This window comes from Dehalococcoidia bacterium (assembly GCA_028711995.1).
Taxonomy (GTDB): Bacteria; Chloroflexota; Dehalococcoidia; order SZUA-161; family SpSt-899; genus JAQTRE01.
Genome location: JAQTRE010000106.1, coordinates 1 through 10,071, shown reverse-complemented (window position 1 = coordinate 10,071; position 10,071 = coordinate 1). Strand labels below are relative to the sequence as shown.

Annotated in this window: 13 protein-coding genes and 1 riboswitch; of the genes, 3 read left to right on the top strand and 10 right to left on the bottom strand. The window is 54.4% G+C overall.

The window, feature by feature from the left end; all coding sequences use genetic code 11:
* The 3 genes from PHV74_12245 to PHV74_12235 form a co-directional block, all read left to right on the top strand.
* The coding region (locus PHV74_12245) for a response regulator (GenBank protein MDD5095127.1) at nucleotides 1-326 on the top strand (326 nt) is incomplete at its 5' end.
* A 144-nt stretch (nucleotides 327-470) separates the two neighbouring features.
* Nucleotides 471-599 (top strand): hypothetical protein, encoded by a 129-nt coding sequence (locus PHV74_12240; protein ID MDD5095126.1) that lies wholly within the window; start codon nucleotides 471-473, stop codon nucleotides 597-599.
* 441 nt (nucleotides 600-1,040) lie between these two features.
* Entirely contained in the window at nucleotides 1,041-2,828 is a 1,788-nt protein-coding gene (locus tag PHV74_12235; GenBank protein MDD5095125.1) for a TIGR03960 family B12-binding radical SAM protein, read from the top strand.
* Nucleotides 2,829-2,878: 50 nt separating this feature from the next.
* On the opposite strand, the gene PHV74_12230 is transcribed toward PHV74_12235, so the two are convergent.
* The 10 genes from PHV74_12230 to PHV74_12185 form a co-directional block, all read right to left on the bottom strand.
* Nucleotides 2,879-3,673, bottom strand: a complete 795-nt coding sequence (locus PHV74_12230) for an ABC transporter ATP-binding protein (GenBank protein MDD5095124.1) — start codon at nucleotides 3,671-3,673, stop codon at nucleotides 2,879-2,881.
* 51 nt (nucleotides 3,674-3,724) lie between these two features.
* Nucleotides 3,725-4,840, bottom strand: a complete 1,116-nt coding sequence (locus PHV74_12225; protein MDD5095123.1) for an iron chelate uptake ABC transporter family permease subunit — start codon at nucleotides 4,838-4,840, stop codon at nucleotides 3,725-3,727.
* 30 nt (nucleotides 4,841-4,870) lie between these two features.
* A complete protein-coding gene (locus PHV74_12220) occupies nucleotides 4,871-5,521 on the bottom strand; it encodes a diphthine--ammonia ligase (GenBank protein ID MDD5095122.1) in 651 nt (216 codons plus the stop codon).
* A complete protein-coding gene (locus tag PHV74_12215; protein MDD5095121.1) occupies nucleotides 5,518-6,318 on the bottom strand; it encodes a helical backbone metal receptor in 801 nt (266 codons plus the stop codon). The genes PHV74_12220 and PHV74_12215 overlap by 4 nt, the downstream gene beginning before the upstream one ends.
* Nucleotides 6,315-7,256: a cobalamin-binding protein gene (locus PHV74_12210; GenBank protein ID MDD5095120.1), complete on the bottom strand. Its 942-nt coding sequence runs from the start codon at nucleotides 7,254-7,256 to the stop codon at nucleotides 6,315-6,317. The genes PHV74_12215 and PHV74_12210 overlap by 4 nt, the downstream gene beginning before the upstream one ends.
* A 99-nt stretch (nucleotides 7,257-7,355) precedes the next feature.
* Nucleotides 7,356-7,498: riboswitch (cobalamin riboswitch) on the bottom strand.
* A gap of 176 nt (nucleotides 7,499-7,674) precedes the next feature.
* The gene (locus PHV74_12205; protein MDD5095119.1) at nucleotides 7,675-8,154 is read right to left on the bottom strand and encodes an Lrp/AsnC family transcriptional regulator; all 480 of its coding nucleotides are present in this window, start codon (nucleotides 8,152-8,154) and stop codon (nucleotides 7,675-7,677) included.
* Nucleotides 8,155-8,256: 102 nt separating this feature from the next.
* Nucleotides 8,257-8,634 (bottom strand): TSUP family transporter, encoded by a 378-nt coding sequence (locus PHV74_12200; GenBank protein ID MDD5095118.1) that lies wholly within the window; start codon nucleotides 8,632-8,634, stop codon nucleotides 8,257-8,259.
* Between the two features lie 24 nt (nucleotides 8,635-8,658).
* Entirely contained in the window at nucleotides 8,659-9,333 is a 675-nt protein-coding gene (locus PHV74_12195; GenBank protein MDD5095117.1) for an SDR family NAD(P)-dependent oxidoreductase, read from the bottom strand.
* A 110-nt stretch (nucleotides 9,334-9,443) separates the two neighbouring features.
* Entirely contained in the window at nucleotides 9,444-9,770 is a 327-nt protein-coding gene (locus tag PHV74_12190) for a hypothetical protein (protein ID MDD5095116.1), read from the bottom strand.
* A 47-nt stretch (nucleotides 9,771-9,817) separates the two neighbouring features.
* Nucleotides 9,818-10,071: amidase family protein (locus tag PHV74_12185; GenBank protein ID MDD5095115.1), on the bottom strand; the 254-nt coding region annotated here is incomplete at its 5' end.

Below are 10,071 nucleotides of genomic sequence, written 5' to 3'. Positions count from 1 at the left end.
CCATGGCATCGTGCGGCATCGATGCCATGGCCCTGACTGCAGAAAGGGAATTCGATGTGTTTGTGATGGATATCAAAATGCCCGGAATGAACGGTTTGGAGCTCCTGCGCAACATAAAAGAAAAACGTCCCAACGCACGCGTGATCATGATGAGCGCCGTAGCCGATCCGGAAATGGAAACGGAATCCCGGGCGATGCAGCTTCAGGCCTTCGCCTTCCTGCGCAAGCCCTGCAAGCTACAGGACCTTGATGATGCCATACAGAGAGCTCTCGCATACCAGGGGCCTTCCTGCCGCGCTGGCGCTGTTTGGCTAGAGGCCCTTTGATCAAGTGGCGCAGGGACACTTCCCTGCCGGGGGCCTGTGCCCTCGACCGAGATCGGGGGGTGGAGGTGTCTCGTAAGGGCATGTTTCAAACGTGCCCTTACAATATGACTCCCCCAGAGTGGGGGTCAGGGGAAATGAGGTCGGATGGCAATAGTAAACACCAGACTATTCATGCTGCCAGTTGTCTGGCACAGAAGTTTTGTTCATATGCAACTGGGGGCATATATCCCGGTCTTTCCTGCCGCCGCTGCCGATTATGGAAGACCTCGATAATAGCAGTGGTTAACCAACTCCTCCAAGTCTTTCCCGTGTCAAGATCATCTTAAATCGCAGATCGATTCTGGCCGATCTTTGATCCATCGAGGGGATGCTCCGCACTCTTTTTTTTGCCCATGATGCGGCAAGCCTGAGGTGGCAAGGCGGGATAGCCATCTGAAGTGCATTTACTATCATTGTCCCAAGTACTGTTGCCTCTCTCCGGAACAACCGTGCAACTTCAGACGATTCATCACCGTGCCCCGCACACACTCCTTGCGGGTATATTTGAAAGCAGAGAATCGGCTGGATTTGCCAATCGCTGTTTTGGGCCACTTGTCCGATTATTGAGCCATGTTTGACCGAAGTAAGAACCTGCGGGTCAGGGTCATCAAACTTTGGTTTGCACTTGGCCTGAGCGAACCGATATAATAAGCAGGCTGCTCAAAGGAAGTGACAATGTTTGATATTGACCGTATTTTGCCCAATGTTATGCGTCCTGCTCGCTATACCGGTGGCGAGTGGAACAGCATCATCAAAGACTGGGATTCAATCGACCTCCGAATTGCCCTGGCTTATCCCGATGCCTATGAGATCGGCATGTCCAACATGGGAATCTCGATCCTTTATGATATCTTAAATCGGAGGCCGGATATCCTGGCTGAAAGGGTCTTTGCCCCGTGGGTAGATATGGCTTCGGAGATGCGCCGGGCAGGCATTGGGCTGTTCAGTTTAGAATCCAAACGGCCTCTGGGGGATTTCGATATCATCGGGTTTTCGCTGGGCTACGAACTCACCTACACCAACGTGCTCAATATGCTCGATCTGGCGCAAATCCCGGTTCTGGCTGCCGAAAGAAATGATGATCGCTTTCCTCTGGTGATCGCCGGGGGAAGTTGCGCCCTCAACCCCGAACCGATGTCGGACTTCATTGATCTGTTTGTCGTCGGAGAAGGGGAAGAGGTGATCCTGGAGCTGGTCGAGGCCTTCCGAAAGTTGAAGAAGGACGGCGCGAAGAAAAGACAAATGCTGGAAGAGCTTGCCTGGATTCGGGGCGTCTACGTGCCTGGATTGTATCGAACCGGAAATGATGCGTCAAAGGCCATAGTAGAGCGACGCATTGTAACCAAATTACCTCCGCCGTTGACCAACCCCGTGGTCCCGTTCATTGAGGTGACTCACGACCGGGGCGCGGTGGAGATTCAACGTGGCTGTACCCAGGGATGCCGCTTCTGTCAGGCTAGCGTGATCTATCGACCCCTGCGGGAACGGCCTATCGAGGAAGTAGTGGAGGCTGTAGATGAATTGATATCCCGATGCGGTTATGAAGAAGTCTCTCTCCTTTCGCTCAGCACCAGCGATTATTCGGGGATTAGCGAACTGATCACCACCCTCTCCGAGCGCTTCAGGGGAATGCCTCTCAATCTTTCTCTTCCCAGTCTGCGAGTGGATACCTTCTCAGTGGAACTGGCTAATTCGATCCAGGGGCAGCGCAAGGCAAGCCTGACCTTTGCCCCGGAAGCGGGAACAGCTCGTCTGCGCCGGGTGATCAACAAGCATGTCTCCGAGGACGACCTGTTGCGAACCATTGAACTGGCTCTGAACAAGGGGTGGCACAGCTTCAAACTCTACTTCATGATCGGCCTGCCCACCGAGACTGAGGATGATGTGCAGGGCATCGTCGACCTGGTGCGTCAGGTGAGGCAGATCAAGGGGGTCAATGGCAAGAGGCCCAACATCAAGGTGAATGTCTCCACTTTTATTCCCAAGCCGCACACGCCGTTTCAATGGGTGGCTCAGAATACGGAAGGCGAGTTGGACTCCAAGCATCAAATCCTGCAGCGCGGGCTGAAAAAGACCGGGGCCAGTCTTTCCTGGCATGATCCCAAGGTGAGCCTGCTCGAAGGGGTGATGTCCCGGGGGGATCACCGGCTGGGGAAGGTTATCCACCGTGCATGGCAACTCGGTTGCGTATTCGATGCCTGGAGCGACCTTTTCGACTTTGAGAAGTGGATGCAGGCCTTCGATGAATGCCAGGTCGACCCGAAGGGCTATGTGCGAGAGCGCGGGCTGGATGAATCCCTTCCGTGGAGCCACATCGATACCGGCGTCAGTCTTGGATTCCTCAAGCGGGAGTACGAGCGTGCGGTCGCTGCAGAGGAAACCCCGGATTGCCGCTCCGGGATATGCAATGGGTGCGGGATGAAGCGCTGGAAGGTGGGGTGCCGCGGAGAATCTGTTGCGTAAAAGGGTAGCTGGGCCGACGTCGGCCCAGCTACCCTCTGGTTGCATTTGCGTTATTCATGGCTTCTCTTATGCTCGCCAGGCATGATAAGGGTAGTTGGCAGGTTGTTGATCGGGTGCGGATAGACGCAGACCTCAGTGCCGTAGACTTCTTTGATGTTCTGTGCGGTGATGACTTTCTGGGGTAAACCCTCGGTGTGGATTCTCCCGTCGCTCAGGAGAGCCAAACGGTCGCAGTACTGGGCGGCGAGGTTCAAATCGTGAAGGACGGCGACTGCCGTCATGTTCTGGTCACGGCACAATCGGCTGATGAAGTCCAGCGTTTCCACCTGATACTTGATATCGAGATGGGCGGTGGGCTCATCGAGCAAAATCAGTTTTGGTTCCTGGGCCAGCGCCCTGGCAATGATCAGGCGTTGCTTCTCCCCGCCGGAGATTTCATCCATTGTTCTCTCGGCGAGCGGCTGTGTGCGGGTCATGGCCATGGCCTTCCAGGCGATATCAAAATCCCGTGCCCCTTCAAATCGCAGCATCCCCAGGTGCGGCGTGCGTCCCATGAGTACGATCTCAAAGGCGGTGTAGGTATCGGGAAGGTTAGGGGATTGAGGCACCACGGCAACCAGGCGCGCCAGTTCCGCTCGGCTCATGTGGGCCACATCATGGTCATCGATCACCACCCGCCCGTTCCTTGGCGTTAACAAGCGAGAGATGCCCTTGACCAGCGTGGACTTTCCGGAGCCGTTCGGTCCGATGATTCCCAGCAACTCGCCCTGTTTGACCGACAGGTTGATATCGGTCAAGACCGTCCGTTTGCCGTATCCGAGAGTGACGTTTTCGATCTGTAACATACTATTGTCTATTGGGTAGGCTGACCGATGTCGGTCAGCCTACCCATTGTTCTAAAAGAACGTTCCCCTCTTCTTCTTCCTCAGCAAATAGAGGAAGAATGGCGCGCCGATGAAGGCGGTAATCACGCCCACCGGTATTTCCGACGGGTCGGTGACGGTTCGAGCCAGGGTATCGGCCAATATCAGGAAGATCGCCCCTGAGAGTGCGGCCAGCGGCAGCAATGAACGGTGGTCCGGGCCCCAGACGAGTCGCGCGGCGTGAGGGACGATAATTCCCACGAATCCGATGGTGCCGCAGAAGCTGACGGCTGCGGCAGTGATCAGCGTGGCGCAGATCAAAAGGGTCAGCTTGACCCTTTCCACATCGATGCCGAGTTGCTGGGCCTGATCCTCATCCAGTTGCATGATGTTGAGTGGCCGGGAGTAGAGCCAGATGATCAGAGAGCCAATGACGACGAAAGGCAAAACAACCAGCACCTGATCCCAGTTGCTCAGCGAAAACCGTCCCAGTATCCAGGATACGATGCCGTGCAGTTCTTCGTTGGTGGTCATCAGATACGAGGTCACCGATGCCATGAAAGCGCCGACTGCCACTCCGGCCAGGATCAGGGTGGTCACCGGCAGGCTTCTTCCGGTTCGAGCCACAGCGTAAACGACGGAAACGGAGACCATGGCTCCGGCAAATGCCAGGGGCGGAACCACTCCAAAGTCGCCCATGCCACTCCATCCCAGGGGTAGCAACATGGCAATGGCTGCTCCCATCAGAGCTCCCTGGGACACGCCGATCAGATAAGGATCGGCCAGAGGGTTGCGGAAGATGCCCTGATAGGTGGTTCCCGCTATCGAGAGAGAAGCCCCTACCAGACCGGCCAGAATGATCCTTGGCAGCCGGGTATCCATGATGATGATCTCCGTGTTGTCTGTGAAAGTGTAATGGATATTCAGGAAAGGAAGTTTGGAGACCAGAAATTCAGGAAAATGAAAGAGCAGAATATGCCACGTGGTGGAGAAGGGAATATCGGCGCTGCCGAGCGAAGCGGCGAAGATGATCACCAGCGCCAGCAAGATCATCAGCCCGCCGATAGAGTACAGGCGGCTGCGCCAGCCGATAGCCGGGGGAGGGGGCATCATTTCGGGTTGGGAAGGCTCCAGTATATCCTGTGGCATGATTTTTGTGTCGGTTGATCTGTCCTGATCCTATCCGGTTGCGGGAGGGGAAACATCCAGAAACCAGACCCCGTCTTTCATCTCCCTCTTCCCGTAGACTATCTCGAGCCTCTTATTGTGGAAAATCGGCCCCGCTGTGACAAGGGTGTGATACTCTCCACCCTCTCCGCACGGATCTGACTCCATCTCGATCAGACGGTTGATCAGATTCCTGTCCAACTTTTTCCCCAGCAGGGATTCTTCCAGTTTGGTGGCCACCACCAGGGATTCAAATCCCAAGTCGATAAATTCGAGGATCAAATCGAGCGTCTTGCTGCCCCAGAGAGGGAAGGTCGTCTGCATTCCAGCCTCGTTGCAAACACGCTCGATCCAGTCTTTATGTTCCTGAAGATAGATATCGCCGAAAACTCCGCCCTCTACACCCGTTTCCTTCAAGACTCCCATCGCCTTTTTGAAATTTCCCTCGTAACCTTCCCAGGAAGTCTTCACCTGAATCATCGGGATGCCGATGGCCTTCGCCTGCAAAGCCAGAACGCTGGCTTTGATTCCGTGAGAAGCCGATCTCTCTCCGTCCTCGGAAATGAAGTTCAACAGGCAGACCACCTCATGTCCGGCGGCGATTGCTTTGTAGGTTGCCAGAGTGCAGTCTTTTCCTCCGCTCCACGAAGCAAAGACTTTCATTCAACGGCCTCCGCATGTCCGAATAGCTCGGGATGGATATACCTGGCCAGAAGTCCGAGACCGCTGGCTGCCCGTACCCTGGGGCGGCAGATCAGATCGGCGTTGACGCGATGGACTCGATTCGTTCGGCAAGCGCGGGTCTCCTTAAGGACCGTCTGATTCCTCACGTAGGTGAGCAGGTCAACCGTCTCCCCGTGTCCCCGCGGCGTGATGATCACCTCCGGGTCTTTGTTGGCAATCTCATCCAAAGTGATCGGCCTCTCTTGTGGAAAGTCCTTGCCGATGTTTATCCCTCCGGTGATCCGAATCAATGCGTTGGGCGGACAAGCCGCACGAGCTATTTTTACCGGATCATCCAGGCATAGATAGCAGACTTGTGGTTTCTTGGAATCGTCCAACCGGCGGATTTTTTCTGTTATCGCTTTGATCTCTCCCTCGATGCTTTGGGCCAGATAGGAGGCTTCTTCCTCTCGATCCGTGATCTCACCGATGAAGGCGATGCATTTAGGCGTATCCAGCACTGTTTTGGCTCGGATGACCTGCACGTTTATTCCCCGGCGGCTCAGTTGGGGAACGAAGGTCTCTTCGTGGAAATCGGTGGCCAGTACCAGATCGGGGTGAAGTGAGACCACCCTATCCACATCGACTGTTGAAAAACCGCCGACCTTTTCCTTTTGCCCGGCTTCCAATGGGAAATTACAGAATTCGGTTACTCCAACTACTTCGTCGGCCAGTCCGAGCGCAAAAAGTATCTCTGTATTCGAAGGAGCCAGGGAGATGATTCTGCGTTTGCTCATGGCTGGGCCTCGTTTGCGGGAGAACCAAACAACTCCGGATGCAGGAGTTGTGCCACCTGTTCCAGAGCTTCCACCAGACGCGGTCCGCCACGCCCGATGATGTCAGCATCGAGTAGATATACCCGGCCGGACTTCAGCGCACCCGTTCCTTTCAGCCGCGGTTCATTCTTGGCCCAGTTGAAGGGCTCTTGCATGGCTTCCCCGTGTCCCGTGTAGGCGATAATCACCTCGGGGTTTCTTTCAATCACGGCCTCCAGACCGATAGGCTCTGAGCCGATGTCATAGGCGATGTTGATCCCGCCTGCCATCGCGATCAACTGACCCTGCAGACTCTTGGTGCTGGAAGCGTAGATCGGGTCGTGCCAGGCGATGGCCAGAAAACGCGGCTTTTCGTCTTCAGAAAGAGCACTTACCTTGTCGGTGACGGCCTGGAAGCGGCTTCTCATTTCGGCGACCAGTTGGGAGGCCCGCTCTTCAGCGCCGGTCAACGAGCCCACCAGAAGGATTTCGTCGAGGACCTCTTCCACTGTTTTTGGGTCCAGCATGACCACATTCACCCCTCGCCTTTCCAACTCCGGGGCAATGGTTTCCTTGTGAATATTGGCCGCCAGTACCAGGTCGGGGGAAAGCGAGATGACTTTCTCCAAATCGACGGTGGCAAACCCGCCCACTTTGGTTTTGGGTTTGGCTTCGGGGGGATAGTTGCAGTAATCGGTGTCACCGATTACTTTGTCTCCCAGCCCGAGGGCAAAGAGGATTTCGGTGTTGCTGGGTGCCAGCGAGATGATTCTTTGTGATACTGTGGAATCAATGTCTTTGTCGATGATTCCCTGTGATATTGCGTTATCCTTGTCTTCGGAATCGTCACATGCGCCAAAGGGCACAAGTGCCAGCAGCAGGGCAAGCAAGATCAGGGCTTTCATCCATTTTCGGTTCATCTGTTGTGCGCTCCTCTCCTAAACTAAAAACCCCCTCGCCAGCGAGGCGAGGGGGTTTTGGTGGTCTTTTTTAGGAAACCTACCCCTCTCGACACGGAGGCGCAAATAGGTTGCAGAGGCTGAGGTTCTGGCTTTCCCCGTTGACCGGGTTCACAGTGGCGGGACCGCGCCGGATTTTTACCGGACTTGCTCTCCATTTGAGCCCTCGCTTGCGCTCGGGCACCTCTGATGCAATATTCAGTTTTCCATTAATACAATAAAGGTTTTCGGCCAATAAAGCAATATGGTTGTCTTACAAACAGCGATTCACTCACGTGGTTCTTTCCTGTCAGGTGAGAGATGATCATAGCACTCCTCTCCATGGGGGTGGAGCATACCTATACCTGAATCTCCTCGCAAAGACAATCAAAATCAGGCTTTATAGCGTCAGCGGCTCTCGCTTGGGCTTCTCTCCATCTCCCAGGATCTCGCCGTCTTCCTTGTATCTCTTCAGGAGAAAGTGGGTGACGGTTCCCTGCACGGCTTCGAGAGTGGCCAGTTTCTTGGATACGAACCCGGCCACCTCCTGGAGCGTTTTGCCGGTGACCAGCACCAGCAGATCGTAGCTGCCGGAGAGCAGATAGACGGTTCGGGCTTCCGGGAAACGGTATATGCGCTCGGCGATGGCGTCAAATCCCACATCCCGTTGCGGTTGAATCTTCACTTCGATGAGGGCAGAGACCTCTTCCTTTTCGGTCTTCTCCCAGTTGACCACTGTTTTATATCTCACAATGGTCCGGTCTTTTTCCGCCTGCTTGATGGCCTTTTTCACTTCGGCGACTGACCTTCCGGTCATGGTGGCGATCTGCTCCGGTGTGGTGTGGGCATCGGTTTCCAGAATTCTCAGGATGTCTTCCATCGGTTTCTCCTTGTCTGTCATTCTCGCGTACGCGGGAATCCACTACTTATGGGTTTGGTCTGGATTCCTGTTTTCATTGGAATGACAGGGCAATTTGCAATCCTAAAGCTTTGATACTCCGGTATAGACAGTATAGCAACCCATGATGATGATGAACATACCAAAGGCGATTCGCAGGTAACCGGGATTGAGCTTCTGCGCGAAGTAAGCGGAAAAAGCGGCAGCGACCAGTAACGCAATCGCAATGAAGACGGCTGCTTTGACATCTACGTTGCCGTTGCGGTAATAAGTCATAACGGCCAGAATGCCCACCGGGGCCAGCAGAGCGGCCAGGGAGGTGCCGTTGGCCTGCAGCTGGGTGAAACCGGCCAGGAAAATGAGCGCCGGAACAATGATGATGCCGCCGCCGATTCCAAACAGACCGGAGAGCAATCCGGCCGCCAGCCCGATGAGAACATAGAGCCAAATTGGATTAGACATGGTTCATCTTTTACCGTTCGTGCTTTAGAACCGTACCGGGAACCCCTTTTCAATTCGGATGTTCTCTCCGAAGATTTCTTCCACCCGGTTGCGTTTCTGATACATGTCCCAATAGAGAGCGGCAATACGATCGACAATTTCCGGTGTAAGTTGACAGCATATAGTCATTGTCCCGGCATAAATTCCCTTCTCTGCCAGTTCCTCGTTCAAAATGTAAGCGTAGTTGCGCAAGGCCGCAGCCATGGGGCTTAAGGAGCCGATGAATGCCATCGGGACGACGGAGGATCTGCCGCCTGTCAGCAGAATCGCGCCATTTTGATTCTTGATCATGTCCGGCAAGAATTGTTGAACGCTGGCAACAGCGCCGAGAACTTGAAATTCGAAGGCCTTCCTGGCAATCTGAGTCGTTACCTGGGATGGAGGGATAAATTCCATACTGATGGGGCTGTATTCCAGCACGTCGACTGAGCCGAATTGGGCTTTTATGGCCGAGAAGGCATTGATGATTGAGGGTTCGTCCCTGACATCTGCCACAAACCCCTTGGCCTCGATATCGTGCGATTGGAGAGTGGCGACCATCTGATCCAGCGATTCTCTGCGGCGTGCTATCAACGCTACTCGAAAACCATTCTTGCCGAACGTTTTCGCAATGGAAAGACCGAGTCCGGGACCTGCACCGACAATAGCTATAGTTTTCATTGTTTCTCTTCTTCTCCTCGATGTACCATTCGCATTCTATGATGTGGAAAGCTGATACAGAACCGGATTTCGGGAATGAACTCGGGCTCAAGGGAGGTCAGAGATGCCGCCTAAGGGTTATCGGACGTATAAAACTCCTGACAGTATCCTCTAAAGCCGCTGGCCCATTTATCGATAGGAACCGCGTACTGGCCGATACGCTGACCGGCCTTTCCCATGTGGTTGGATCGAAAGCCCCAGTCGTGTTCGTAGATGCGATTGCTGTGGGGCAAGGCAATGAATCGGCGGACATCGCGACTGTGTTTGGCTTCAGCTACAAAAGGTACCTTTCCGGTGGTCAGTAATTCAGGAGTCTTCGACTCTGGCTGTCTCGAGATCATATCAAAGACGTCGCCAAAACTCAGACCAAGCGGAGGGGATATCAAATCTCTTTTCATAAGGCACCCCTGAGGGATACTGGTTGTTGCAACTGGCGGATGAGCATTCATCCAGACTGTGGTCTCTTCTTGTGCCACTCTGTTGACTGCTCGTAGGCGTAAGCCACCCGCAGGAGCATCTCCTCGGCAAACGGTTTGGTCAGGATTTGCAGTCCCACGGGAAGGCCATCCACAAATCCGGCCGGTATGGAGATTCCCGGAATGCCAGCAATGTTTATCGGGAGGGTGCAAACATCACTCAGATACATCTGGATGGGGTCGTCCATTTTCTCGCCGATCTTGAATGGCACGGTGGGACAGG

What these genes read in the sequence shown, in the direction of transcription:
- PHV74_12225 (MDD5095123.1), bottom strand. Translation starts at nt 4,840, where the DNA reads ATGCCACAGGATATACTGGAGCCTTCCCAACCCGAAATGATGCCCCCT.
- PHV74_12220 (MDD5095122.1), bottom strand. Translation starts at nt 5,521, where the DNA reads ATGAAAGTCTTTGCTTCGTGGAGCGGAGGAAAAGACTGCACTCTGGCA.
- PHV74_12235 (MDD5095125.1), top strand. Translation starts at nt 1,041, where the DNA reads ATGTTTGATATTGACCGTATTTTGCCCAATGTTATGCGTCCTGCTCGC.
- PHV74_12210 (MDD5095120.1), bottom strand. Translation starts at nt 7,256, where the DNA reads ATGAACCGAAAATGGATGAAAGCCCTGATCTTGCTTGCCCTGCTGCTG.
- PHV74_12230 (MDD5095124.1), bottom strand. Translation starts at nt 3,673, where the DNA reads ATGTTACAGATCGAAAACGTCACTCTCGGATACGGCAAACGGACGGTC.
- PHV74_12195 (MDD5095117.1), bottom strand. Translation starts at nt 9,333, where the DNA reads ATGAAAACTATAGCTATTGTCGGTGCAGGTCCCGGACTCGGTCTTTCC.
- PHV74_12200 (MDD5095118.1), bottom strand. Translation starts at nt 8,634, where the DNA reads ATGTCTAATCCAATTTGGCTCTATGTTCTCATCGGGCTGGCGGCCGGA.
- PHV74_12205 (MDD5095119.1), bottom strand. Translation starts at nt 8,154, where the DNA reads ATGGAAGACATCCTGAGAATTCTGGAAACCGATGCCCACACCACACCG.
- PHV74_12240 (MDD5095126.1), top strand. Translation starts at nt 471, where the DNA reads ATGGCAATAGTAAACACCAGACTATTCATGCTGCCAGTTGTCTGGCAC.
- PHV74_12190 (MDD5095116.1), bottom strand. Translation starts at nt 9,770, where the DNA reads ATGAAAAGAGATTTGATATCCCCTCCGCTTGGTCTGAGTTTTGGCGAC.
- PHV74_12215 (MDD5095121.1), bottom strand. Translation starts at nt 6,318, where the DNA reads ATGAGCAAACGCAGAATCATCTCCCTGGCTCCTTCGAATACAGAGATA.